The sequence below is a fragment of the Flavobacterium sp. S87F.05.LMB.W.Kidney.N genome, from assembly GCF_004366435.1.
Taxonomy (GTDB): Bacteria; Bacteroidota; Bacteroidia; order Flavobacteriales; family Flavobacteriaceae; genus Flavobacterium.
Genome location: NZ_SODX01000001.1, coordinates 70,491 through 97,393 on the forward strand (window position 1 = coordinate 70,491; position 26,903 = coordinate 97,393).

Here is a 26,903-nt window from a genome sequence, read left to right on the forward strand (position 1 = left end):
AAAAAAAATATGAATTTATTTAAGAAGCTTTTTAATAAAGAACAGAAGGTTGAAAGTATAAAAGAATCTGAAGAACAAATTCATTTTACTGAAGACCAAACGGCTGTTGAAGAGCCTAAAGCTGAAGAAAATAAATTTGAACCCAATAAGATCGACTGGCTCATAAACGATTCTATTTTGACTTTTATGCCACGCGAGTTGTATATGCATTATTCTGATGCTGCTACTGCGAAAGATCTTCAAAATCCTTCTTGGCAAAATCAAGGAATATATTTCTGGAAAGAGAATGAAGCTTTCGAAAACAAATCTCTTCCCGAATTTTTTGAAAATATGGATCAAAAATTATTCGTTATCAATGAAGCTCCAGATTATATCGATCTTGTTTCAGGAAAAGCGATGCCTTGGTTTGGAATGCCTGGCGGCGGTGAAAAATTCTTTTTTAGATATGATGAAAGCACTCCGGTAACCTTAGAAGAAGTTCATAAACTCAATATCATCAAATATGTCAAAGTTGTAGAGTTGAATTATGATAATCTCAGCGTTTTAAATGACCGCGATAATTACTGCTTTTTAATCGATCCTAAAGAAGTAAAGTACGAAGATCAGCTTTTCTATCTCAACGGAGAAAAAATATCATTAGCCGAACTATATCAAAAAAAGAAACTTTTAGTTTTATCAGTAGAATAATAATATTAATCTATTCCCCATGAAAATACCACTTCTTCTTTTTTCAGTCCTTTTAATCGGATGTCAAAAAACAAAATCTACAGAAACAGAAACAGTTGCAGAATTACCTGCAGCTCAAGAAATTTCAGTTGAAACTGATGATTCAGCAAACGATAAAGTTATCAAAACAGATACTATTGCGATTTACGTAAATGAAGAACAGTCTTCTAAAGACTACATTTTAGCCAATCTTGTAGAGCAGCAGGCAGATCAAGACAGCATTGTTACGGTAAAATATCGATTAGATTTCTATCAAAATAAAAATAAAACTGCCTCATCTAAAATCACAATCAAAGGTTTTGAAAAAGGATCAGAATGGGTTGCTTCTTACGGATTAACTTCAGAAACTTCAAAAAATTCACCATTTGTACAAATCTCAGTGGGTTATCCTGCTTGTGGTTATACGCACGATAATTACTTGTATTACCTAAAAAACAATACTCTGCAGTTGGTTCATCAATGGAATACAATGACAGACAGCGGCTGGGGAAGCTGGGTAGAAATTGCGAACCCTTCTAAAAATTCTGACCCAAAATCTTTTTATTGCAAAACTGTTGCATTTGTCCCTGCTGATGAAGATGAAAACCTTGACATGGGAATCCTTACACACTCAGATTCAATCTCTTTTGAGTTAAAAGGAAACCAATGGAGCAAGAGATTATTATCTGCAAAAGATAAAGCATACTTTGAAAAAAAGATGACTTTCGATCAATTTAACAGTCAATAACAAAAGTGCTCAGAAGTCTTATTCAAATTCTTTCTTAGGTAAATAATTTCTAAATTTGTCAAAAAACAAAACAATGATTGATTTTATATACCAAGATCCTTATCCGATCTTAAAGGATGATACGCAGTACCGCAAAATCACCTCAGATTTTGTGAAAGTGGAACAATTTGGAGAACGTGAAGTTTTAACGGTTGATCCAAAAGGTTTAGAATTATTGGCTGAAGAAGCTTTAACAGATGTTTCGTTTATGCTGCGAACGAGTCATTTGAAAAAACTAAGAAAAATTCTTGATGACCCAGAAGCTACAGATAACGATCGTTTTGTAGCGTACAATTTACTTCAAAATGCATCTGTTGCTGCCGAAGGTCAGTTACCAAGCTGTCAAGACACTGGAACTGCAATTGTAATGGCCAAAAAAGGCGAAAGTATTTTTACTGGTGTTGATGATGCAGAATGGTTAAGCCGAGGAATTTTTAATACGTACCAAAAAAGAAATTTACGTTATTCGCAGATTGTCCCGATTTCGATGTTCGAAGAGAAGAATTCAGGTTCCAATCTTCCGGCTCAAATTGATATCTATGCTAAAAAAGGAACTTCTTACGAATTCTTGTTTATGGCAAAAGGAGGCGGATCTGCAAACAAAACTTATTTATACCAGCAGACAAAATCTTTGTTGAATGAAAAATCGTTAGATGAATTCATCCGCACAAAAATAAAAGATTTAGGAACGTCTGCTTGTCCACCATACCACTTAGCTTTGGTTATTGGCGGAACTTCTGCAGAAGCTAACTTAAGCGCTGTTAAAAAAGCATCTGCAGGATATTATGATAATCTTCCAACATCAGGAAACATGGCTGGTCAGGCTTTCCGTGATTTTGAGTGGGAAGAACGTGTTCAGAAAATCTGCCAGGAAAGTGCAATTGGTGCTCAATTTGGAGGAAAATATTTCACGCATGACGTTCGAGTAATTCGTTTGCCGCGTCACGCAGCTTCTTGCCCAGTTGGATTGGGAGTTTCTTGTTCTGCCGATAGAAATATTAAAGGAAAAATTACCAAAGACGGAATTTTTGTTGAACAGTTAGAAACAAATCCAAAACAATTTTTACCAGAAACAGCTCCGCATTTAGAAGCACCTGTAGAAATTGATTTAGATCAGCCAATGGCAGATATTTTGGCAAAATTATCTCAATATCCAGTTAAAACACGTTTAAAATTAAACGGAACTGTTATTGTTGCCCGAGATATTGCACACGCAAAAATCAAAGAATTATTGGACGCTGGAAAACCAATGCCCGAATATTTCAAAAATCACCCTGTTTATTATGCAGGTCCTGCAAAAACACCAGACGGAATGGCTTCTGGAAGTTTCGGACCAACAACTGCCGGCCGTATGGACGTTTATGTTGATGAATTCCAAAAAAATGGAGGAAGCATGATTATGCTGGCCAAAGGAAACCGTACGAAACAAGTTACAGATGCCTGCAACAAATACGGCGGATTCTATTTAGGTTCTATTGGAGGTCCAGCTGCGATTTTGGCTCAGGATAATATCTTAAAAGTTGAAGTAGTTGATTTTGAAGAATTAGGAATGGAAGCGGTTCGTAAAATCACCGTAAAAGATTTCCCTGCATTCATTATCACCGACGATAAAGGAAATGATTTTTTTGCGAACTTATAACTTTTTTTGCCGCTAAGGCGCTAAGACACTAAGTTCTAGATTATATTAAGTAATAAAAAAACCGCTAATTCAGCGGTTTTTTTTATTATAAACTTTTCGTCTTACTGGCAAATCAAGCACTTAAATCCTGCTTTTCGAAAGCTATAAAATGCGATACTTCGCCATTTAGATTAAAAACAGGAAAAGCATCTATTTTACATTTATAAGTCTGTCCATTTTTTCTATAATTTTCCAGTGTTTTTTCAAAAGGAATCTTCTTTTTTAAGGCCTCTCTAATTTCTTTTAAATCTTTTTTAGAGGTTGCAGGTCCCTGAAACATTTTTGGCGTTTGACCCAAAATTTCTTCCTGTTTATAGCCTGTCATTTTTTTGATACCGCTTGAAGCGAAAACTATTTTAAAATCTAGATCCGTAACTACAACTACCTCTTCTTTGATCCTTTCTTGTATATTGAGTTTTTCTTCGTCCCAAGTATATTGATTTGAAATTTGATTTACTTTCTCCAAATCTGTAGCCAATCCTTTTAGTTCATTTAGATATTCATAGTGAAAATCCCAAGCTAAAATTGGAACTGAATTTCGTTGTAAAAAATCATCAGAGCCTGTATTTTTCATATTAAATGATTTAGAGTATGGACAAATCTTTATCAAAGATAGATAAAAACTCCTGTATGGGATTATAGTACTATATTAATATACACTTAAACTTTTTATTAAAAAGTAAATTTTAACTGAACAGCAACTGCTTTTTTAATTTCAGTATTTAAATTACTTAGAGAAATTCCGAGGAGGCGTACAGAATCTTTCATTTTTTCCTGATACAGTAATTCTTCTATGTTTTCCATAATCAAACTTTTATCAGAAATAAAATACGGCAGGGTTTTACTTCTCGTCTGCTGCGAAAAATCACTATATTTAATTTTAAGTGTTATGGTTTTACCCGAAATATCGTGCCTTTTCAAACGCTTTTCTAATGAAACTGCAATTCGTTCCAATTGCTCCATCATAAAGATTTCAGAAGAAAGATTTACATCAAAAGTGTGTTCTGCGGCAACAGATTTGGTAATTCGGGATGATTTTACTTCGCTGTTATGAATACCTCGAACTACATTGTAATAAAACGCTCCAGATTTTCCAAAGTGTTTCTCCAAAAATTCTAACGATTTACTTTTCAAATCAGTTCCTGTAAAAATGCCAAGCTGGTACATTTTTTCTGTAGTTACTTTTCCAACTCCATAAAACTTACGAATTGGCAGGTCTTCTAAAAAGGCTTCAACTTCATCTGGATTTACCGTCTTTTGCCCGTTTGGTTTATTGTAATCACTTGCAATTTTAGCCACAAATTTATTGACAGAAATACCCGCAGAAGCTGTTAAACCAACTTCATTAAAAATTCTTGTTCGAATTTCCTGCGCCAATAAACTCGCGCTGGGATTTCCTTTTTTATTTTGGGTAACATCAAGATAAGCTTCGTCTAGCGAAAGAGGCTCAACCAAATCGGTGTAATCATGGAAAATTTTATGAATTTTAGATGAAATCTCTTTGTAACGGTCAAATCGTGGACGTACAAAAATAATTTCTGGACAATATCTCTTGGCCAGAACGCCGCTTATGGCACTCCGCACACCAAATTTTCTCGCTTCGTAACTTGCCGCCGAAACGACGCCTCTATTTTCTGAACCTCCAACCGCAACAGGTTTTCCGCGCAATTCTGGATTATCCATCTGCTCGACCGATGCGTAAAATGCATCCATATCGATATGAATAATTTTGCGATATGTTGGTGTTTCAGACATGCTACAAATTTAAAAAGGAAAGCAATAAAAAAGTGCTTCAAATAGTTATAAATAATATCAATCTTTAAAGAATATAGATTCGATGAGTTCAAACCAATTATTCTTTCTATTTTTGTTCTTCTACTCGAAAAATTAAATAATGCGAACATTTGTTATAGGTGACATTCACGGCGGGTTACTTGCACTTGAACAAGTGATGAAGAGAGCCGAAGTTACTACAGAAGATACTCTAATTTTTTTGGGCGATTATGTTGACGGCTGGAGTCAGTCTGTTGAAGTAATCGACTATTTGATTGATTTAAAAAGTAAACAAAACTGCATCTGCATACGAGGAAATCACGATCAGCTGGCATTGGACTGGCTGGAAAACAGGCATGATGATTTTGATGAAGAAATGTGGTACAAACATGGCGGAAAAGCAACAGTTGAAGGCTATTCCAAAATTTCCTCGGATAAGAAGAGAAAACATATCGAATTTTTAGAAAATCTTCAGGATTATTATCTTGACGATCAAAATCGTTTATTTGTCCACGCTGGTTTCACCAATTTAAATGGCGTAAAATGGGAATATTTTTCGAAACTATTTTATTGGGACAGAACACTTTGGGAAACAGCTCTTTCATTAGACCCAAAATTAAAAGAAGACGATTTAAACTATCCCAAAAGATTTAGCGTTTATAAAGAAGTTTACATAGGGCATACTCCTGTTACACGAATAGGAAAGACAGTTCCTGTAAACAAAGCCTGTGTTTGGAATGTCGACACTGGGGCAGCCTTTCGAGGTCCGCTTACAATTATGAATGTCGACACCAAAGAATACTGGCAAAGCGAACCATTGAACGAACTCTATTTTAACGAAAAAGGTAGGAATTAATTTATTTAAAATTTATTTTTGCCGTTCAAAATAATTAATATTTAAAATTTTATGAAAAAGGTTATTACACTCTTGTTTTTAGTATCATTCGGATTTATTAATGCACAACAAGCCTTCACTGGTAAAGGTGACACTAGAGTAAACGTTGGCGCTAATCTTCAAGATGGTGGTTCTGGAATTCAGGGATCAATTGATTTTGGTTTAGGAGAAAATTTCTCTTTTGGTTTTGTTGCAAACTACTTGTTAGGAGTTGATAATTTTAACGGTTTCTACCACGGAAGCACTACCGCTTATAATGATGAAAAACCAGATTTCGGTGATCGTTTTGATGCAAAAGCAAGAATTAATGCTAATTTATCAAGTGTAATTGGTGTTGAACAATTAGACATTTACCCTGGATTAAGTTTAGGTTTACATAATTTCGGAGCTCATGTTGGTGGTCGTTATTTCTTTACTGACGGATTTGGTGTTTTCACAGAAATCGGATTCCCAATTGCAAAATATGGCACAAACGATGATCCTTTTTACCATTTAAATAATCAAGCGACTTTTAGTTTAGGAGCTTCTTTTAATTTGCAATAGCTTTTTCTAGGAGCAAAGGTTCAAAGAGACAAAGGTTCAGAGAGACAAAGGGACAAAGGTTCAGAGATTTACTGCATAAAAAAAACCGCTATAAGCGGTTTTTTCTTTTTATATAATTGCTGATTTATAATCTGCTGAACTTTCTTTTTAAGATAACAATAAACTCATTCAATGTAATGCTGTTATCTTCATTTGAGTTCTCTTCTATTACTAATTCTGAAATGTCTTTTCTTCTATAGGGAAGCAATAGGGAAAAACACCAAATATTTGTGCTTTCATTTGAAAATGAAACTAACATGAAATAGAACACTAAAAGCCTAATAAAAACAAAGAACTTTCGATAACCTCTGCTTAAATCATGTTTTTTATTTTCTGCAACGGCTTTAATAACAAAATATAATAATTGAATTATAAAAACAGGTATTAGAATATCACTTAAATATATTAAGCTGTAACTATTAATTAAATACATTATTAAAACTATAAAAATAGAACTTAACGTATTTACAATGAAGAAATAACTTCCCCATTTCATATCTATTACAAACTTTTCCAAATGTGTTTTTATTTAAAATCACAGCAAATATAAAGAAAAAGATTACGTTTCAATTATCAAACCCTAGCAGAAAATAAAAAGAGAACCTTCTTTTAAGAAAGTTCTCTTAATATAAATTTATTTTCAGCACTTAAACTTTGAACCTTTGCTCCTTTGCTCCTTTGTCCCTTTGTCCCTTTGAACCTAAAATTAAACAATCATCTCAGGAATTTCACCTTCAATAATCAAATCGGCTTCTGTTGATGCAATGATGTGCTCGACTGAGACACCTGGCGCTCGTTCTAAGAGCTTAAAACCTTTTTCGGTTACTTCGAGTACTGCAAGCTCAGTTACAACCTTTTTAACACAGCCTACGCCTGTTAATGGCAAAGTACATCTTTTTAAGATTTTCGACTCTCCTGCTTTGTTTACGTGCATCATGGCAACGATGATATTTTCGGCGGAAGCCACTAAATCCATAGCACCTCCCATTCCTTTTACCATTTTGCCTGGAATTTTCCAATTCGCGATATCTCCATTTTCAGAAACTTCCATTGCCCCTAGAATTGTTAAATCTACTTTTTGGCTGCGAATCATTCCAAAACTAAAAGCCGAATCGAAGAAACTCGCTCCCGGAAGTGTTGTAATAGTTTGTTTTCCTGCATTGATAATATCTGCATCTTCTTCGCCAGCAAACGGAAAAGGCCCCATTCCGAGAACTCCATTTTCACTTTGAAATTCAACAGCTATATCTTCTCGAACGTAATTTGCAACCAAAGTTGGAATCCCAATTCCAAGATTTACGAAATAACGGTCTTTTACTTCTTTCGCAATTCGCTTTGCTATATCTTCTTTTGTTAACATAAATTCAATGTGTCAATTTGTTAATGTGTCAATTAGTCAATGAGATAATTTGATAATCCTACTTTGTGCATCTGAGTAATTATCTAATTGACACATTTTCTAATTATCTAATTAAGCTCTCTGTCTAACTGTGCGCTGCTCGATTCTCTTCTCAAATTTTTCTCCTTGAAAGATTCGCTGCACCATAATTCCAGGAATATGAATTTGATTTGGATCTAATGAACCAACCGGCACCAATTCTTCGACTTCTGCAATTGTTATTTTTCCTGCACCCGCCATACACGCATTAAAGTTTCGGGCTGTTCCTTTGAAAATCAAATTACCAGCTTCATCACCTTTCCAAGCTTTTACAATCGCAAAATCGGCTTTAAAAGCTTCTTCCATAATATGCATTTTACCGTTGAATTCGCGTGCTTCTTTTCCTTCCGCAACTTCAGTTCCGTAACCTGCTGGCGTAAAGAAAGCCGGAATTCCTGCCTGAGCTGCACGACAGCGTTCTGCCAAAGTTCCCTGAGGCGTAAGTTCTACTTCTAATTCTCCTGAAAGCATCTGACGTTCAAACTCGGCATTTTCACCCACATAAGAAGAAATCATCTTTTTGATCTGCTTTTTCTGAAGCAATAATCCCAAACCAAAATCGTCGACACCTGCATTGTTAGAAATACAAGTTAAATCTGAAATGGGTGTATTTACCAAAGCTGCAATTGTATTTTCAGGTATACCGCATAAACCGAAACCGCCAAACATAATGGTCATACCGCTTTCTATTCCTTTGATAGCATCCTGAACACTATTTACTTTTTTTGTTATCATAACAAACTGTCTTTATTACCGAATAATTTTGATAAAAATAAGATTTTTAGATTAAATTATAACGATTTCGTAAAAATAAAACCGAAATAAAAATCCCTTTACAACTCTTTTAAAAAAGAATGATAAAGGGATGATTTTTAATTAGATGGATTTAATGCAACATTGTTACAATTCGAATTCATCAGTATTTTGTTCTGTCTGAGTAGTATCTTTTACAATAGCCGGCCTAGTATAACAATCTACTTTTATAGAAAGATTGGCTGGGCGCTCAAATTCAGATTTTGAAACTTGAAGTTCTGGATCTGCGTAGCATTTTTTCATAAAGTAAGCCCAAACCGGAAGAGCTGCAGTTGCACCTTGTCCGTAAGTTAAACTTTTAAAACGTGCCGAACGATCTTCACATCCAACCCAAACTCCTGTTACCAGGTTTGGAACCATTCCCATAAACCAACCGTCTGATTGATTTTGTGTTGTTCCTGTTTTACCAGCAATTGGGTTTTTAAACATGTACGGATAACCAGTCCAACGATTGTCTCCGCTTCCACCGCCCTGCGTACGTAAACGTGCTCCAGAACCAGTTTCTGTAACCCCTTGAAGCAATTTAATTACTGCAAAGGCAATATCTTTATTTAAAACATCATGAGATTCTGGAATTGGCTCATAAATTACCTCTCCACTTTTGTTCTCAATTCTGCTTAAAAACTGAGGTTTAACATAAACTCCTTGATTGGCAAATGTGCTGTAAGCCGCAACCATATCTTCCACCGTAATATCTACCGCACCTAATGCAATTGATGGCTGAACTGGAATTTCTGTTTTTACTCCTAATTTTTTAGTCAATTCTACAACTGCTTCTGGACCTGTTCTGTCAATTAATTTAGCCGAAACTGTATTAATCGAATTCGCAAGACCTTGTTTTAAAGTTACCATTCCACGGTATCTGTTATCTGAATTTCTTGGTTCCCAATCCTCAGTTACATGGTGACGTCCTTTGTGAATCATAAACGGACCATCAAGAATAGAATCGCAAGGAGACATATTTAATTCTTCGATTGCAGTTGCATAAACAAACGGTTTAAAAGTAGAACCTACTTGTCTTGCTCCCTGCCCTACGTGATCGTATTGGAAGTATTTGTAATTGATTCCTCCAACCCAAGCTTTAATTGCTCCGGTTTGAGGCTCCATAGCCATTAAACCAGACTGTAAAAAGTGTTTGTAATAACGAATAGAATCCAGCGGTGTCATGATGGTGTCACGCTCTCCTTTCCAAGTAAATACACGCATTTTGGTTTTTACTTTAAATGAAGCGATAATATCATCTTCACTTTTATCCATATCTTTCATTTGTGCCCAGCGATCAGAATTCTTCATTGCCTGCATCATGATTCGATCTGTTTCAGCCTGCGTAATATTTACGAACGGAGCATTTTTATTGGTTTTCATTTCAATAAAAAACTGTTGCTGCAAGTTTTTCATGTGTTCAGAAACAGCTTCTTCTGCGTACATCTGCATTCTAGAATCTATAGTCGTATAGATTTTAAGTCCGTCTTTGTAAATATCGTACTCAGAACCATCAGGCTTTTTGTTTTCGGTAACCCATTTCTTCATGTAATCACGAAGATATTCTCTAAAATAAGTTGCCATACCCTCACGGTGGCTTTCTAATTTAAATTTCAAAGTAATAGGCAAAGCTTGAAGTCTTTCTTTTTCTGATTCTGAAATCATTTTTGCTTTTGCCATTTGTGATAAAACCACATTACGACGATTTTTTACTCCTTCTGGATTTCTTACCGGATTGTATAATCCTGAGTTTTTGAACATTCCGACCAAAATAGCCGATTCGTCTACTGTCAGATCTTTTGGTTCTTTTGAAAAATAAGTCTGTGCGGCAGAACTTACTCCAACAGAATAATTTCCGAAATCGTAAACGTTGCAGTACATCGCCAGAATTTCATTCTTGGTATATTGTCTTTCCAGACGAATGGCAATAATCCATTCTTTTATTTTTTGTACAATTCTAAAAGGCAAAAACTTAGAACCTTCACCATGAAATAATTGTTTCGCCAGCTGTTGCGTCAGCGTACTCGCTCCTCCATTTGTTCCTAAACTAAAAACAGCCCTTAAAGTTCCGCGCCCGTCAATTCCCGAATGTTCGTAGAAACGTGCATCTTCGGTTGCAACAAGTGCTTCCACTAAGTTTTTTGGCAGATCTGAATATTTAAGCTGAGATCTGTTGGTTTTGAAATATTTACCAATTACAACTCCATCAGAAGAGATAATTTCTGTTGCAAGGTTAGAATCTGGATTTTCTAAATCTTCAAATGAAGGCATAGATCCAAATAATCCCCAAGACGCAAATAAAAAGAAAGCTAAAACGCCAAGCATTGAGTAGGCAAAAACCCTCCAAAATTTCTTTTTATAATAATTAATATCCTTAACGCTATTTGATTGATTGTTTTTTTTAGCAGCCATAACTATTTTTCTAATCTTTTTGTTCTATTCTAAAACCAACGTCTGTAATACCTTCTAAAGCCTCAACTCCAGGAATTTTACCCGATTGTCTAACAGCCTGCTTGATATGAACTTTGTATGTTCCTTTAAACTTTACGTCTTCTTTGTAATACAGTTTACTTTCTTTAATATCAGTAAATCCATTTCCTAATAAAGTTCCATCCGGCGCTGCCATTTGATATTCTAAAGTATCTACTTTTGTAAAACCACTCGGCGTTTCGATAGCGACAATCAAAAACAAATTATTAAACGGATAATTGTTGTTGTCTCTTATATTTACAAATAAATTGTACTTTTTTGTAGAATCTAAAACTGGCAGATCAAAGCTTACAATACTGTCTTTGTGCCAAGCACTCCCAACAGATTTATACTCGTCGAATACTCTTTTTTTATCACACGAAAAAAGAAGTATCGCTGCCAAAAGAAGAACTCCGCTATTTTTTATTCTCATTTTTAGCATTAATTATTGGTTTTCTAGGTTCAGCAGATTTGTTATCATTTGACTGCTGCTTATTCGAATTGTTTTGTTTATTCGGATTTGGCTTGTTCTTATGATTTTGCTTATTTGGGTTATTAGGCTTGTTCTGCTTGTTTGAATTATTCGGATTTTGATTATTGTTACCAGCAGGCTTAATAATATTGTTGTTTTTTTCCTGTTGCGGTTTTGGCGGAGCTGCAACACCAGCCGCTTCTGTATTTTGTTTACGTTTGCGGTTTGGTTTTTTCTTTCTTTTTGGCTGGTCAAAACGAGTTAAACTCTCTTGTCCCATCGCATTATTAAAGTCTTTTTCCGGCTCTGAAACTACCTCAACAGCAAAATCTTCAAGAGAAGAAACTTTGTTTTTTTGTTTGTTTTCAGCAATAATTTCTTTTACCTGATCGATTTTCAAAACATGCCAGTTTGCAAAATTATTAGTATAAGCAAACCACATTAATCCTTTAAAAATATCTTGTTTTTGGCAGACAGCATCTCCTTTTTCTGTAACCAGTTTGGTATCGTAATCTGGAAAATCCTTTAATGCGTCCATGTAAGTATCTAACTCATAGTTTAGGCAGCATTTTAATTTTCCGCATTGTCCCGCTAATTTTTGTGGATTCAATGATAACTGCTGATAACGAGCTGCCGAAGTATTCACACTTCTAAAATCCGTAAGCCAAGTCGAGCAGCAAAGTTCACGTCCGCAAGAACCAACTCCGCCTAAACGAGCTGCTTCCTGACGGAAACCAACTTGTTTCATCTCTACTCTTGTGCTAAATTCTTTAGCAAAATCTTTAATCAGCATTCTAAAATCGACACGATCATTGGCTGTGTAGTAAAAAGTCGCTTTAGATCCGTCTCCTTGAAATTCAATATCAGAAATTTTCATTTCTAATTTATGCTGAATCGCCAATTCACGGGCACGAACTTTCATTGGTTCTTCACGATCACGCGCTACAGACCAAATATCAATATCTTTTTGAGATGCTTTTCTATAGATTTTAGGTACATCATTACTTTCGTAATTTACCCCTTTTTTCTTCATTTGAATTTTTACCAATTCGCCTGTAAGAGTTACAATTCCAATATCATGTCCTGGTGAAGCCACAGTTGCAACAATATCACCAATACTTAAAGTTAATTTCTCTGAATTTCTAAAAAATTCCTTACGTCCGTTTTTAAAACGTACCTCAACACAATCAAAAATCGCCTCTCCATTAGACGGACTCATGTTTGCGAGCCAGTCAAAAACTGTCAATTTATTGCAGCTATCGGTGCCGCAAGTCCCATTATTTTTACAACCTTTTGGCGCGCCGCCATCTGAGGTTGAACAACTTGTACATGCCATAATTATATATGTAGTGCTGCTAAAACGCAGCTTAAGTTCATAAACGTTTGATCGGTAAAGATAGTATTTTTTTTATTTGGCTATTTAAGGATTAAAACTAAAGGGATGTTAAATAAAAAAATGTCTTGATTAAAAAAAACAATCAATTTAAAACTTCATGTATTAATATGTTTTCTTTCTCTAAAAGATGAACTCAACAAAAGGCTTATTCTGTCTTTTTTATACCTTATTGAGGTCATTTTCAACAGTTTTCAAAACTACATTTGTGGTTAAAATTTAAATTCAAAAAACATTATATAAATTATCAAATGGACTCAAAACAATTATTCAGATTATACAATAGCAAATTTTTCAAGGCAAACTGGTTGAACGAAAATGGCGAATTGGCTCAAAACGATGGAGAAGTAAAATGGTTGTATTGCGGAATTAACCAGGATTTTGATTCCGAAATAGTTAACGAAGCGATAAATACTACTTTTGAAGAAGATGAAGTATATCTCTTTATTTCATCAAATAAAAGCTCATTGGTTTCAAAATCAATTGTTGCCGAAGAAATCGGTAAAATGCTGCACAAAAAAGAAATCGGTGTAATGAATATATCATGCACAAAAATAATTCATTTTACTACATATGGTGTCTTCGAAAGCGGCATAATAAGAGAATTACCTAAAAGTCGTTTAAGAACTATTGGAACACCTTTAAAAATAGCATTTCATGCAAACATTTTGGATTCAAGCACCGAGAAAGTTGCCGATGCCATTGAAGATTATTTTCCAAATCTTGAAAAAGAATTATACAAAGATTATGGAGGAGTTATGGAACATCTATGGATAGATTTAGAATTAGTTGAACGTTATTCAAAAGATAGGGATTCTTGGTCATTTCGTTTTCAAAAAAGAGTTGATATCCGAGCATCTCATACCGAATTATATACCTATAATGTAGGTCATTATAGTGTTAAACCAGATTTTGAAAAGCTAAGAAGTTTATCATCTAAGGAGTCAATTTGTTCATATGTATTTGAATTGCTATATGAATCAACTCAAATTTTAGTCGATAAGGAGAAAAAACTGAATGGATTTAATGCGAAAGCATTTCGAGAGGATTTTTTGTCTGCTTGTGTAAAGTTAGGATATATTGATTGCTAAGAGTCTATCCCAATGTTAGATGCAAATATTTCAACAAAATGCTTAGGAAAAATAACCACTTAGGAGGATTCATGTCATTAGAAAACAATAAACTTATTTTACTAAGTTTAGACTTAGAAAAATAATAAGCCATTATGAACAAATACTTGATTATTGCTGGAGCTTTTTTAATGCAACTAGGAATTTTTAGCTGCACGGAGAAAAACAAAAAAGAAACAACTACAACCGTAGAAACTTTAACCAACCCCGAAGAAGTTGCTGAAACTTCTGATTCGACAGTTGAAAGCCAAAAAAATCCCGCAGATTTTGTTCCAAAAGGTTATGTAATTTTTGACACCATTTATGGCGATTTGAATAAAGACGGCGCAGAAGACTGCGCAATTGTTATAAAAGGCACCGATAAAAGCAAAGTTATAAAAGACGATTATCGAGGCCAATTAGACCGAAACAGAAGAGGAATTATTGTTCTCTTCAATAAAAATAACAGTTATGAACTTGCAGTTAAAAACTACGATTGTTTTTCTTCTGAAAATGAAGATGGCGGCGTTTATTTTGCCCCCGAATTATCTGTTGAAATAAAAAACAACAAATTACATATTCATTACGGCCACGGAAGATATGGATATTGGGAATACACATTTAGATTTCAAAATTCAGATTTCGAACTTATTGGTTATGATTCTAGCAGTAATCGAGGTCCTGTCGTGGAAACGGAAGTCAGTATAAACTTTTTAACACGAAAGAAAATAACAAACGAAAACACAAACAAAGAGGATGAAGGCGGAGATGAAGTTTTCGAGAAAACCGAAACCAAAATCAGCAAAAGCAAACTCTTTAAGTTATCTGAAATTAAAGATTTTGATGAACTTGAAGTTTCACAATAATAAAAGTCTTATCCTATTACTCAAATACTTTTTTTTGGCAATTGTTTTAAATTACAAACTATAGTTTTGAATACATTTTGGTTGAATTAAAACAATGATTCTAAATACAAAGAAGAAAATGAATAAGAATGACATAAAACTCCTAGAAAAACTTTTTAATGAAACAAATTACAAAAGTATAGATTCAATAAAATCTCGTTACCTTGAAGTCCATAACAAATTCAAAGATGCTTTAAAAGACAAAACTCCTGAGCATCTTAAAGGAATGGATAATAATGAAATATTGCTGAAAGTTTTATCTCCTTCAGATATATACTCTGTTTTAAATGTTGGGATTTACAACTCAATTAAAAATAATGATTTTTCATTATTAAATAACGCCTTGTTTTCTTACAACTGTTTAACTTATAAAAGAGATTCCCTTTTAGAATCAGGAACTGATCATTCTATACTTTTTAAAAATGTCATAGAATGTTTCGCTGGAAATGATCTAAATCTCATTTATAAGATGTTCCCAAAAGAAAATGGTTTGACTAAAAATGGTCATAAATTCAATATTATTTGTAGTAATCTTATAATTTCGCTCTTACACCAAAATTCAGACTGGCTTGAAAAAAGCATACTAAATGCAGAAAGATACATTACACAGAAAATAAGCGATTTTGATCTTTCTGTGGTAAATTACTTACTATGTGTTGCTTTACGTAAAAATGACGAGGCAAGTCAATATCTCCTGAATGTTTGTCAACTTTATAAAAGAGCAAAGTGGATTCATGACTTTAACAATCCATTTTTAAAAGTTTTTGGATTATTCATCCATGGGCTTTACAATTTTGCATATCATGTATTGCCACAAACAAGTTTTGAAAAAATTGAAATTCAACATGATTTATTTTGGTCAAGTTTTTCAGATTTTACCAAAGAAAATAATTTTTCTAAAGGAAGTACATATATAATATTTGAAAACGAATTAATTAGCTTAAACGAAATTTTTAAATAAGATATTGACTCTACAACTAAGTTATCTGAAATTAAAGATTTTGATGGGTTTGAAGTTTCAGAAGAATAAAATCATTCGCTTAAAATTTTAAAAACCCTATTCTATGCATCTAGAATAGGGTTTTATTTTTATAGGGAATATTTTAAGACTTTTTACTTTCTTTCCTAAAATATATTTCTCAATTTTATGTTTTATCTTACAACATAGTTCGTGAAGCCAGCAATTATCGATACTGGTTTATCAAACACAATCTTTCATTTATAAATACCACTTCAAATGCAGACACAAAACCAGATTGAAAATTTCCTTTTTCAGGGAAAATTTGACGAGGCCAGAGAATCCTTAAATAACGGCGAAACCTTTAACGAACAATATCTTAAAAACAATTTTTCGCAAATAGCAGCAAAGATTATTGACGCCAAAGAAATTGATTTTATTGAAAAACTAATCAAAGCCGGTTTTATTGAAACGGATATTTACGAATTGGACAGTTTCGACAAATCGATTTTTGCTCCTTTGGCACTTTATCTCAAAGACGATGAAGAATCACTGGCTTTTTTCAAAGAATTGATGTCAAAAATGGATAACATCAATGATGAAATCAGCGATAAAACTTTACTTGGTTATCTTTTTGAAAAAGGTGCTTCACCAAAAGTCATAAAAATACTTGTTGATGACTTTGGAGCGAATACACAATATAAAAACAATGCCGGAGAAAATTTCATTTACATCGTTCTGAATACATACAGCACAGATACTGAGAAAACTAAAGAATATATTTCCATTCTTTTGGATAATGGTGTCGATATCAACGAAAAAAATATTGTGGGGACAACGCCTTTAATGTGCGCGGTTAAAAGAAGCAAAAAGGATTTTGTTCCTTTCTTACTAGAAAATGGAGCCGATGCCAACGAAACCGACAACCTCAACAATACTGCTTTTTATTACGCTGTTGCCGAACAGTTTTCGTATGATATGTACGATGCACTAGCAGCAGTTTCTTCACCTGATTTTAATATTGTCAACAAAGACGGGCGAACCTTATTCACTAATTTTATAAGTTCTGTCTCTGGATCTCCAAACGATATTAAATTTTTGGAAAGATTGTTATCTGATGGTGCCGATGTCAATTTCTGCGCGCAATATTACGGTCAGCCAAAATCGGGAATTGATTTTATTGTCGAAAAGAAATCGGATATTTTAAAATCGGTTTTAGAAAATGTTTCATTGGATGTAAATGAACAGGATAATCAGGGAAACACCATTTTGCATAAAGTCTGCGCCTACAATGTGAACTATGATGCCGAAATGGCTAAAGAAACCTATCGAAAAGTAAAATTATTATTAGAGCAAGGCGCCGATATTTCTATTACCAATGACAAAGATGAAACCGCTTTAATGCTGGCTTCTGGAGATAATTTAAAAATTAAAACGGTCGAGCTTTTAATGAAATCATAATAACTGAATTATATAAAATACCACATATATGTCAATGTCATTTATAATTGCCTGTGAAAACGGCAATAGAAAAATAGCCGAATTACTGCTTCAGAATAAAGAAGTAGATGTAAAATATACAGACGAAAAAGGCAGAACTGCTCTTCATTATGCCGCACACAGAGGTTATCTGGATATTGTGAAAATCTTGGCCGAAGACGGAGCCGATATTAATTACGAAGATCATCAGGGAGAAACGCCTTTATTTTTTGCCTGCCTTCAAAAACAGAAACAGACGGCTTTGTATCTGTTGGAAAATGGTGCGGAAATTACCAAAAATGATAAATACGGAAATAGTCTGTTACACTTAGTTGCTCAGACCGCTCAAATCGAAATTGCAACAAAGTTGCTTGAAGCCGGAGCAGATGTTAATTTACTGAATAACAATGGAGAAACTCCGCTATTATTAGCTTCTGCAAAACTAAACAGAGAAATTATTCAGCTGCTTTTAGACAAAGGAGCCGATATAAATGTAACCGATAAACAAGGAAATACGCCTTTGATTTATGCTTGTTACACCAAATCAATCCCGATGGTGACTTTACTTCTTGACAATGGCGCTGACATCAATCACGTTAATCATTCGGGAGAAAATGCGCTTTTAATTGCGTGTTATGAAACGAATAGAATGCTCGCTAAATTATTAGTAGAAAGAGGTGCCGATGTTTTCACATCCAACAATAATGGCTACTCACCTATTTGGTACGCTTGCGCGAATAATCAAAAGGAAATTGTGTCTTTGTTTTTAGAAAACGGTGTTGATGTGAATTACAGCAAACCTTTGGCCAGCGATACTTCTTCAATGAATGATTATCTGGATTGGATTGTGAGCGCAACCAATATTTCTAACGAATCTAGTTTTACGCTTAACAATTCTTATACCTATGGCGGAGAAAGTCTTTTGCACGTTGCAACCAAAAAAGGCAATCTAAGCATGGTAAAACTGCTTATTGAAGCTGGAGCCAATATCAATATTCAGGACGAATCTGGAAACACGCCTTTGCATTACAGTGCCGCAAACGGAAAAAAAGATGTCGTAAAATATTTATTGGATAATAAAGCCGATGCTTCAATCGTCAATGTAAAAGAGCAAAAAGCGATCGATTACTCGAATGTAAAAGGCTTTAATGAAATTACAGAATTGATTTTAAAATATGCTCCTTCGGGAACTGTAGTAACACCAATTCACAAAGAAGAACCGCAAAAATCAGATTCAGGAAATTCTATGGAAGGCAAGAAAAAGGCATTATTGGACTTGAAAGAGCTTTTGGATGCCGGAATTTTAACTTCGGAAGAATTTGAAACAGAGAAAACTAAAATTTTAAAAGGATAAATAACAAACAAAATTAAAAATGAAAAAGATCTTAAACAATTCCATTATAGCATTCGTATTAATCGCTGCAAGTATAGTTTCCACTTCTTGTACAAACCCTTCGCCAGAAAAAACTTTTGAAATAGCAGCTTTAAATACAAATTTGCTTTCTCGATTTGGCAGTAAGGACATCAACTATAAACTAGAATCTGAGCCTCAGATTTATGATGAAACTCAAAAGAAAATGATTCCTTCTTCTTATTACGATTATTTTAAATTTGACATCGCTAACTTAGAAACTCAATTTAAAAAAATTAAGGAGATAAATGAAGATGATGACAATAGAGAACTTCTTCAGGCATCAAAAGACTTGTTTACCTATGCGATTGCTAAAGAAAAAGAAGGTTATTTGCCAATTGCTAAAATGAAAGATGAAAAAGCTTCGCCAGAACAGATCGAAAAAGCAATAGCAGATTTTGACGCCTCAACTCTCAATGAAATTGACGCCAAGTTTACAAGATTGATGAATGCTGCCAAAGCCTATGCTGAAAAACATAATATCGATGCTAAAATTGGTGTTTAAATATTAAACCTTGATTTTTAACTCTCAATAAAAAAGTAAAACCCTATTTTGTATGAACAAAATAGGGTTTATTTTTATTTTTAAAAATGCTTTGTAAATCGCTAATTTAAAATCTTATATAATTTATCTGATAAACGAATACGGAATGGAACTTCAAAAGTAACTTTATCCCCAATTTTAGCAGTTTGAGTTTCTGCACCGTTTACAATTAGTTTTTCTAAAGTCATTTCCTGATTTCCAGTTGTTGGACCAGAAATTAAGATTTTATCGCCAGCGTTTAATTCTTGATTTTCGATAGCAAATTGAGCCACTTGAGCTTTTACATAATAATGTTCTGCTTTTCCAAGAAGTACTTTTTTTACTTTTACTTTCTGACGAATATCCGCTTGTTTTTGTGCAGTTGCCAAAGCAGTTTCTGGCAATTCGCCTGAATGTTTGAATTTTAGATTCTCTGATTTTCCTTTTCTAAACACTTTGTTTCCAACTTGTTTTCCCGTTCTCAAACGAACTTGGTCCACCAAAGGCATGTGAATGATTTCTAAACATTCTGTAGAACAGCAGTTTTCCATTGCAGCTTTACATTCATCACATTGAATAAACAACAAATGACATCCGTCGTTTTCGCAATTCGTGTGATTGTCGCAAGGTTTTCCGCATTGGTGACATTGTGAGATAATATCATCTGTAATTCTTTCGCCAAGACGATTATCAAATACGAAGTTTTTCCCAATGAATTTACTTTCTAAACCTTCTTCTTTCAATTGTTTAGCGTAATTAATAATGCCGCCTTCTAATTGAAATACATTTTTAAAACCTTGGTGTTTAAAATAAGCACTTGCTTTTTCGCAGCGAATTCCGCCCGTACAATACATTACCAGATTTTTATCTTCTTTATGGTCTTGAAGCTGTTCGTTGATGATAGGCAAACTTTCTCTAAATGTTTCAACATCTGGAGTAATAGCGTTTTTAAAATGTCCTACTTCACTTTCGTAATGATTTCTAAAATCAACTACAATTGTATTCGGATCATCAAGAATTTCGTTGAATTCTTTGGCTTTCAGGTGAACGCCAATATTGGTTACATCAAAAGTTTCATCGTTCAAACCGTCAGCAACGATTTTATGACGCACTTTAATAGTTAATTTCAAAAAGGAATGGTCATCATGTTCTACGGCTTCATTCAAACGAATGCCTTTCATGAAATCATAAACTTCAAGAGTTGCTCTAAAAGCTTCCAAATTTTCTTCAGGAATACTCATTTGAGCATTTATTCCTTCATGGGCAACATAAATTCGGCCTAAAGCATCAAGCTTATTCCAGGCTAAAAATAAATCATCGCGAAATTTTTTGGGATCTTCAATTTTGGCATACGCATAGAAAGACAACGTTAGTCGTTGTTTACCCGCATCATCGATCAGGATGGCTCTTTCTTCTGCGCTCAAAGTGTTGTACAGTTGCATGCTATAAACAGTTTTAAGTTAAGAATATAAAGTTGAATTCTATTTTTCTGAGTGAATTCGGGCGCAAAGGTAGGTTTTTCTTTTCAATTTTAAAAATGATAAAAATCATGGAATATAAACAATATAAGCAGTATAAAATAATTTAATTTAGTTGAAAACGTCAGTATTTTTAATTAGCAACAAAATTGCATTAATAAAAAACAAACACTGTTTATCAGCGCATTACATTTAATTCACTACATTTATATAGTCAATTTTAACATTTATGCTTATGAATGCTTTAAAACTACCCAAACCGCTCTTCCCCATTTTTTTACTTTTAACAATCTTTTGCTCTTGCAAAAAAGAACAACCGAAAGCTCCGCCTCCCATGCAGGCTCCGTTTGTAACGGTCAAGAGTGAAGATGTGCCCATTTATAAAGATTTTGCCGGGCAGACTTTTGGAGATTTAGACATTGAATTAATCGCAAGAGTTGACGGAATTCTAACTGGAATTCACTTCAAAGAAGGACAGCGGGTTAAAAAAGGACAACTCCTCTACACCATAGATCCGCTGGAATATGATACAAAAGTAGAACAAGTCCGCGGACAAGTTGCGGCATCACAAAGTGCACTCGCCAATGCTGACGAAGAATTAAAACGAATTCGACCGCTGGCTGAAATGAATGCCGTGAGTAAACGCGAATTGGATGCGGCTGTAGCCAAAGAAAAAGCGGCACGTTCTAATTATTCGAGCATGCTGGCAAGTTTAAAAAACCAGCAGATTGAGCGAAGCTACGCTAATATAAAATCTCCCATTGACGGTGTCATCGGACTTTCGAACGCTAGATTAGGTGATTATATTACCAAAGTCGGTAATGCCTCAAAACTCAATACCGTTTCAAAACTCGAAAAAGTAAGAGTGCAATTCACAGTCAGTGAATCTGATTATTTAAGATATCAAAAGCAGGTCAAAGCCGGAGAACGTATCACAGATTTACAACTCATACTTTCTGACGGAAGCACCCATCCGTACAAAGGAAGCTTGAACTTCTCAGACACTAAAATCGATCCCACTACAGGAACCGTAACTATAGAAGCACAATTTCCAAATCCAGACGGTACTTTACGTTCTGGTCAATTTGCAAAAGTTCGTGTCTTACTCAGAACACAAAAAGATGCCATTGTCGTGCCACAAAAAGCGGTTACCGAAATTCAAGGGCTTTTTCAGGTTTCCGTTATTGATAACAAAAACACCATTCAAACCCGAATGGTCGAAGTGGGTCAGAAAATTGGTGTCGATTGGATTATTACCAAAGGTTTAAAAGCCAACGAAAAAGTCGCCATTATAGGCAATCAGTTTATTCAGCCTGGATCGACAGTTGTTCCAGTTCCCTATGTCGCAGATAAAGATAAAAAGCAGATTGCATCATCTCTAAACGACTAGGCTATGGATAATTTCTTTGTAAGACGACCAATCGTTGCCATCGTACTTTCGATATTTATTGTTCTTATCGGAGGACTTTCGATCTTGTCAACGCCAATTGCGCAGTATCCCGAAATCGCACCGCCATTAGTACAGGTTTCTACCAGTTATCGAGGTGCAAATGCCTTGAATGTTGAACAAGCCGTTGCTACGCCCATAGAACAAAAAGTAAATGGAGTCGAAAATATGCTTTACATGCAGTCGACTAATACTGGTGACGGAAGTATGACGCTATCCATCACTTTTGATATGGGTACAGATCTGGACAACGCGACGATGTTAACTCAAAACAGAGTTGCCGAAGCCACCAATAAACTCCCAAACGATGTAAAGACAACTGGAGTTACGACCAAAAAATCGTTATCAATGCCCATGTTGATTTTATCTTTGTATTCTCCCAACAAAACTTTCGACAATAACTTTTTGACCAATTACGCGAGTATCAATCTTGTAGATGCACTCGCCCGTATCAAAGGTGTTGGGGAAGTTACCCTTTACGGAGGAAGTAATTATGCGATGCGAATTTGGGTCAAGCCCGATATAATGGCAAAGTACAACTTAACAGTTCCCGATATTATAAAATCAATTCAGGAACAAAACGCCATTGCCCCAGGAGGAAAATTTGGCGCTCCGCCAGCAACAGACAATAACGAATTCACCTATAACGTCATGCTTAAAGATCGTCTGGTGAATCCAGAAGATTTCGAAAACATCATTTTAAAATCAAACATTAGCAATCAACAAGTCCGGCTTAAAGATATTGGAACTGTAACTTTAGGAACAGAAAGTTATGCCTCAGTCGCAAAATTAAATGGAAATCCAGCAGGAACTATCGGAATAAAACAAATGCCGGGTTCAAACGCTCTTGAAGTTGCCGAAAATGTAAAAAACACTATCGAACAATTAAGCAAAAGATTTCCTCAAGATTTAAAATATGCTGTTTCATTAGACACGACTTTGGCCATTTCTGAAGGAATTAACGAAATTATGCACACTTTAGTTGAAGCTATTATACTGGTAATCATTGTGGTTTTTATCTTTCTCCAAAACTGGCGCGCGACTTTAATTCCGTTATTAACCGTTCCGGTTTCATTAGTCGGAGTGTTTATGCTTTTCCCGTTACTCGGATTTTCGATAAATGTACTTTCTCTTTTAGGATTAGTACTCGCCATCGGAATTGTAGTCGATGATGCTATTGTGGTTGTAGAAGCTGTAATGCATCACATCGAACAAGGAATGTCACCCAGAGAAGCCACAAACCAAGCCATGCGCGAAGTTTCAGGTCCTGTAATTGCCATTGCTATTGTTTTAACTGCAGTATTTATTCCAGTTGCTTTGACACCAGGAATTACGGGAAGATTGTATCAGCAGTTTGCCATTACGATTGCTATTTCTGTGATTTTCTCTGCTTTAAGTGCATTAACCTTAAGTCCGGCTTTATGTTCACTTTTATTAAAACCAAATCAGGAAGCAAAAGGATGGCTCGGGAAATTCTTTAAATGGTTTAATGTAAAGTTTGGCGCTTTTACCAATAGATACACTGGTTTCTCAGGTTTTTTAATTAAAAAAACAGCCCGAAGTTTAATTTTTATCGGAATTGTCGTTGGAGTTATTATTCTATTGGGAGCAAAAATTCCAGGCGGCTTTGTTCCTGAAGAAGATCAAGGTTACATGTTTGTCAATATTGAACTTCCCGGCGCTTCTTCGCTAGAAAGAACCAGCAAAGTCATCGAAAAAGTAGAACATATTTTATCTAAAAATCAAGGTGTTGAATATTACACTTCTGTTGCTGGTTTTAGTTTAATCAAAAACTCAGTAGCAACAAATAACGGATTTTTCTTTGTGGCTTTGAAAGAATGGAAAGAACGGGAACAAGATGTTTTCCAGATTTTAAAAGAAGTAAACGGAAAAGTTGTTTTTGGAATTCCCGAAGCTACTGTTTTTGCTTTTGGGCCTCCGCCAATTACTGGAATTGGAAATGCAGCTGGATTCTCGATGATGCTGCAGGACAAAGAAGGGAATACGCCCCAGTATCTTTTCCAGAATGCACAGCAATTTATGGCCGAAGCTAAAAAACGACCCGAAATTGGAACGATCCGAACGACCTTTAATCCGAATGTGCCGCAGATTAGTCTCGATATCGACAGAGAAAAAGTATCAGAATTAAATCTTTCTTTATCCGATGTCAACTTGGCAATTGGTGCCAGTTTGGGAGGACAATACATCAACGAATTCAACAAATTCGGACGACAGTATATTGTTTTGCTTCAGGCAGATCCAAGTTTTACCGTTAATCCTGAGGACATTAATAAAATCTTTGTCCGAAGCCGTGATAATAAAATGATTCCAATTTCGAGTATTGCGACTATTAGAAAAGAAAGCGGTCCCGAATTTACGACTCGTTTTAATTTATATCGTGCTGCCGAAATTGGCGGAACACCTGCACCTGGATTTACTTCGGCGGAAGCCATGACTGCTTTACAGGAAACCGCTGCAAAAGTCCTCCCTGCAGGAATGGGTTATGAATGGGCGAATATGAGTTATCAGGAAAAACAAGCTGAAGGAAAAGGGAACACTGTTTTTATCATGGCGCTGTTTTTCGTGTTTTTGATTCTCGCTGCACAATATGAAAGCTGGAAACTGCCTTTCAGCGTTTTACTCGGAACACCTTTTGCGGTTTTCGGCGCTTTTCTTGGCTTATATCTCTGTAGATTATTAAGTCCAGATTATGTGAATAATGTTTTTGCACAAATTGGGCTCGTAATGCTGATTGGACTCGCGGCGAAAAATGCTATTCTAATCGTAGAGTTTGCCAAAGAAGAATATGAAAAAGGAATGCCCGCTAAAGAAGCTGCCCTTTATGCCGCTAAATTACGTTTCCGACCAATTTTAATGACGGCTTTTGCTTTCATTTTAGGCGTTGTTCCGTTGTTAACGGCAAGCGGCGCTGGAGCACAAGCCAGAAAGGTAATGGGAATGACGGTTTTTAGCGGAATGCTTGTTGCTACTATTTTAGGCGTATGTCTGATTCCAGTGTTATTTGTATTTATTGAAACATTCGGAAAGAAAAAATCTGAGGAAATCGATGAACCTAAAGAGGAAGAAAAATGAAAAATCTAAAAATACTTTTAGCGTTATTTTTGATGGCTGTTTTTCCTTATGGATGTATGGTTGGACCAAAATATGTCAAACCCGAACAGCCTCAGGCAGATTCTTTCCGTTATGGGGATCAAAGCAGAGATACTACAAACTCTGTAAAAACTATAAAATGGTCATCGATATTTAACGATGATGTCTTAATTGGCCTAATCGAAAAAGGAATTCAAAATAATTATGATCTCAAAATTGCGTTGGCACGTATAGAACAAGCAAGAGCCAATCTCGGAATCGCTAAAGCAGATTTATATCCGTCTTTTCAATATTCTGGTCAAGTGAATAGTGCCGAAACTATTATGCAGCCCTCATCTGCATTGGCCAATATGTCTTGGGAATTGGACTTTTGGGGAAAATACCGTCATCAGAATAAAGCTTTGCAAAATGAACTTTTAGCCACTGATGAAGCCCGAAAAGTAATTCTCTCTGATATTGTGAGCAACATTGCCATTTCTTATTTTGAACTCCGTGATTATGACAATCAACTGGAAATCACCATTCATACTTTAGAAACGAGACAAAAAGCATATGACATTATCAACGAACGTTTTATAAGCGGTTACGTTGCAGAATTAGACAAAGTACAAATTGAACAGCAGGTTGCCATTGCCGAAGCCAATATTCCCGCAATCAAACGACAAATTACAGCTTTAGAAAATTCAATTTCGATTTTGGTCGGACAAGTTCCGCAGCCTATTCCGCGTGGAAAAACAAATAGCGAATTATTGATTTTAACCAACTTTCCAACTTCTGTTCCATCAGCTTTGTTAGAAAATCGACCAGATGTGAAACGTCAGGAATATTTATATAAAGCCGCTTATGAAAGAATCGGCGTTGCGCAGGCAATGCGCTACCCGTCATTTAACATTGCCGCAGTTGCAGGTTTTACCAGTATTGCGGTTGGAGATTTATTTAATGATGGTTCTTATTTCCAGAATGCGGGCGCTGGAGTTACAGGTCCCATTTTCAACTTCGGAAAAAATAAACGTCGTGTAGATGTTAATCGACAAATTGCGGAAGAAGTAAAATTCAATTTCCAAAAAACCTATTTAACCGCTATCTCGGAAGTAGAAAATTCTCTTCAAAATGTGGAAATGTATAAAGAAGAATGGACAGCAAGAAACAGACAGGTCGTAGCAGCACAAAAAAACTATGATCTTTCAAACGCTAGATATTATAATGGCTATGTTTCATACTTAGAAGTTCTAGATGCACAACGATCGCTGTTTGAAGCACAATTAAGTCTCTCTCAATTAACCCAAAAACAATTAAGCTCTATGGTTCAATTGTATAAGGCATTGGGCGGAGGGTGGAATTAGTTTTTTTTAAGTTGCTAAGGTTCTGAGATGCTGAGGTTCTAAGTTTTTTTTATATCCGGTTATCATTCCGTAGGAATATTTCGTTTGTAGAAAAAACAATAACGATCGCCCGTATGTACGTTCGATAGGAAGGATTGTGTTATTAGATTATA

At 35.0% G+C, this 26,903-nt stretch carries 23 protein-coding genes; 14 read left to right on the forward strand and 9 right to left on the reverse strand.

The features are described 5' to 3' along the window. The first annotated feature begins 9 nt into the window (after positions 1-9). The 3 genes from EDB96_RS00355 to EDB96_RS00365 all read left to right on the forward strand — a co-directional run bounded on the left by EDB96_RS00355 (position 10) and on the right by EDB96_RS00365 (position 3,131). Positions 10-687 carry a hypothetical protein gene (locus EDB96_RS00355; protein ID WP_134138703.1) on the forward strand — a complete coding sequence of 226 codons (678 nt, stop codon included), beginning with the start codon at positions 10-12 and terminating at the stop codon, positions 685-687. A 19-nt stretch (positions 688-706) separates the two neighbouring features. Then, positions 707-1,453 carry a hypothetical protein gene (locus tag EDB96_RS00360; protein ID WP_134138704.1) on the forward strand — a complete coding sequence of 249 codons (747 nt, stop codon included), beginning with the start codon at positions 707-709 and terminating at the stop codon, positions 1,451-1,453. 73 nt (positions 1,454-1,526) lie between these two features. Then, the gene (locus EDB96_RS00365; protein WP_134138706.1) at positions 1,527-3,131 is read left to right on the forward strand and encodes a fumarate hydratase; all 1,605 of its coding nucleotides are present in this window, start codon (positions 1,527-1,529) and stop codon (positions 3,129-3,131) included. A gap of 112 nt (positions 3,132-3,243) precedes the next feature. On the opposite strand, the gene EDB96_RS00370 is transcribed toward EDB96_RS00365, so the two are convergent. Further along, the gene (locus tag EDB96_RS00370) at positions 3,244-3,744 is read right to left on the reverse strand and encodes a PAS domain-containing protein (RefSeq protein WP_057115366.1); all 501 of its coding nucleotides are present in this window, start codon (positions 3,742-3,744) and stop codon (positions 3,244-3,246) included. A 98-nt stretch (positions 3,745-3,842) separates the two neighbouring features. After that, positions 3,843-4,925, reverse strand: a complete 1,083-nt coding sequence (gene dinB / locus EDB96_RS00375; protein ID WP_134138707.1) for a DNA polymerase IV — start codon at positions 4,923-4,925, stop codon at positions 3,843-3,845. A 139-nt stretch (positions 4,926-5,064) separates the two neighbouring features. Here dinB and EDB96_RS00380 point away from each other — a divergent pair, with 139 nt between their 5' ends. Both EDB96_RS00380 and EDB96_RS00385 read left to right on the forward strand, forming a co-directional pair. Further along, positions 5,065-5,799: a metallophosphoesterase family protein gene (locus EDB96_RS00380; RefSeq protein WP_057115368.1), complete on the forward strand. Its 735-nt coding sequence runs from the start codon at positions 5,065-5,067 to the stop codon at positions 5,797-5,799. Between the two features lie 51 nt (positions 5,800-5,850). After that, complete coding sequence (locus EDB96_RS00385; RefSeq protein ID WP_057115369.1) at positions 5,851-6,381, forward strand: DUF6646 family protein; 531 nt, start codon at positions 5,851-5,853, stop codon at positions 6,379-6,381. Between the two features lie 124 nt (positions 6,382-6,505). On the opposite strand, the gene EDB96_RS00390 is transcribed toward EDB96_RS00385, so the two are convergent. The 6 genes from EDB96_RS00390 to EDB96_RS00415 form a co-directional block, all read right to left on the reverse strand. Further along, positions 6,506-6,937 carry a hypothetical protein gene (locus EDB96_RS00390; protein WP_134138708.1) on the reverse strand — a complete coding sequence of 144 codons (432 nt, stop codon included), beginning with the start codon at positions 6,935-6,937 and terminating at the stop codon, positions 6,506-6,508. 189 nt (positions 6,938-7,126) lie between these two features. After that, on the reverse strand, positions 7,127-7,780 hold the full coding sequence (locus EDB96_RS00395; RefSeq protein WP_134138709.1) for a 3-oxoacid CoA-transferase subunit B: 654 nt from the start codon (positions 7,778-7,780) through the stop codon (positions 7,127-7,129). 111 nt (positions 7,781-7,891) lie between these two features. After that, a complete protein-coding gene (locus tag EDB96_RS00400) occupies positions 7,892-8,593 on the reverse strand; it encodes a CoA transferase subunit A (protein WP_134138710.1) in 702 nt (233 codons plus the stop codon). A 165-nt stretch (positions 8,594-8,758) separates the two neighbouring features. Beyond that, the gene (locus tag EDB96_RS00405; protein ID WP_057115373.1) at positions 8,759-11,065 is read right to left on the reverse strand and encodes a penicillin-binding protein 1A; all 2,307 of its coding nucleotides are present in this window, start codon (positions 11,063-11,065) and stop codon (positions 8,759-8,761) included. 10 nt (positions 11,066-11,075) lie between these two features. Next, on the reverse strand, positions 11,076-11,555 hold the full coding sequence (locus EDB96_RS00410) for a gliding motility lipoprotein GldH (protein ID WP_134138711.1): 480 nt from the start codon (positions 11,553-11,555) through the stop codon (positions 11,076-11,078). After that, positions 11,539-12,930 (reverse strand): stage 0 sporulation family protein, encoded by a 1,392-nt coding sequence (locus EDB96_RS00415; RefSeq protein WP_134138713.1) that lies wholly within the window; start codon positions 12,928-12,930, stop codon positions 11,539-11,541. Before EDB96_RS00415 ends, EDB96_RS00410 begins: the two co-directional genes overlap by 17 nt. A 308-nt stretch (positions 12,931-13,238) precedes the next feature. On the opposite strand from EDB96_RS00415, the gene EDB96_RS00420 reads away from it, so the two are divergent. The 6 genes from EDB96_RS00420 (at position 13,239) to EDB96_RS00445 (ending at position 19,354) form a co-directional block, all read left to right on the forward strand. Next, positions 13,239-14,078 carry a hypothetical protein gene (locus EDB96_RS00420; RefSeq protein ID WP_134138714.1) on the forward strand — a complete coding sequence of 280 codons (840 nt, stop codon included), beginning with the start codon at positions 13,239-13,241 and terminating at the stop codon, positions 14,076-14,078. A 134-nt stretch (positions 14,079-14,212) separates the two neighbouring features. Then, complete coding sequence (locus EDB96_RS00425; RefSeq protein ID WP_208326173.1) at positions 14,213-14,962, forward strand: hypothetical protein; 750 nt, start codon at positions 14,213-14,215, stop codon at positions 14,960-14,962. A gap of 94 nt (positions 14,963-15,056) precedes the next feature. Further along, a complete protein-coding gene (locus EDB96_RS00430) occupies positions 15,057-15,962 on the forward strand; it encodes a hypothetical protein (protein WP_134138715.1) in 906 nt (301 codons plus the stop codon). Positions 15,963-16,238: 276 nt separating this feature from the next. Beyond that, positions 16,239-17,420: an ankyrin repeat domain-containing protein gene (locus EDB96_RS00435; RefSeq protein ID WP_134138716.1), complete on the forward strand. Its 1,182-nt coding sequence runs from the start codon at positions 16,239-16,241 to the stop codon at positions 17,418-17,420. 28 nt (positions 17,421-17,448) lie between these two features. Beyond that, entirely contained in the window at positions 17,449-18,792 is a 1,344-nt protein-coding gene (locus EDB96_RS00440) for an ankyrin repeat domain-containing protein (protein ID WP_057115379.1), read from the forward strand. Positions 18,793-18,811: 19 nt separating this feature from the next. Next, positions 18,812-19,354: a hypothetical protein gene (locus tag EDB96_RS00445; RefSeq protein ID WP_134138717.1), complete on the forward strand. Its 543-nt coding sequence runs from the start codon at positions 18,812-18,814 to the stop codon at positions 19,352-19,354. A 101-nt stretch (positions 19,355-19,455) separates the two neighbouring features. Here EDB96_RS00445 and EDB96_RS00450 read toward each other — a convergent pair whose 3' ends face one another. After that, complete coding sequence (locus tag EDB96_RS00450) at positions 19,456-20,814, reverse strand: rhodanese-related sulfurtransferase (RefSeq protein WP_134138719.1); 1,359 nt, start codon at positions 20,812-20,814, stop codon at positions 19,456-19,458. A gap of 370 nt (positions 20,815-21,184) precedes the next feature. On the opposite strand from EDB96_RS00450, the gene EDB96_RS00455 reads away from it, so the two are divergent. The 3 genes from EDB96_RS00455 to EDB96_RS00465 are packed head-to-tail and all read left to right on the forward strand — an operon-like array spanning position 21,185 to position 26,751. Continuing rightward, positions 21,185-22,240 (forward strand): efflux RND transporter periplasmic adaptor subunit, encoded by a 1,056-nt coding sequence (locus EDB96_RS00455; protein ID WP_166669255.1) that lies wholly within the window; start codon positions 21,185-21,187, stop codon positions 22,238-22,240. Positions 22,241-22,243: 3 nt separating this feature from the next. Further along, complete coding sequence (locus EDB96_RS00460) at positions 22,244-25,390, forward strand: efflux RND transporter permease subunit (protein ID WP_134138721.1); 3,147 nt, start codon at positions 22,244-22,246, stop codon at positions 25,388-25,390. Next, on the forward strand, positions 25,387-26,751 hold the full coding sequence (locus tag EDB96_RS00465) for an efflux transporter outer membrane subunit (RefSeq protein WP_134138722.1): 1,365 nt from the start codon (positions 25,387-25,389) through the stop codon (positions 26,749-26,751). The genes EDB96_RS00460 and EDB96_RS00465 overlap by 4 nt, the downstream gene beginning before the upstream one ends. The last annotated feature ends 152 nt before the right edge of the window (positions 26,752-26,903 follow it).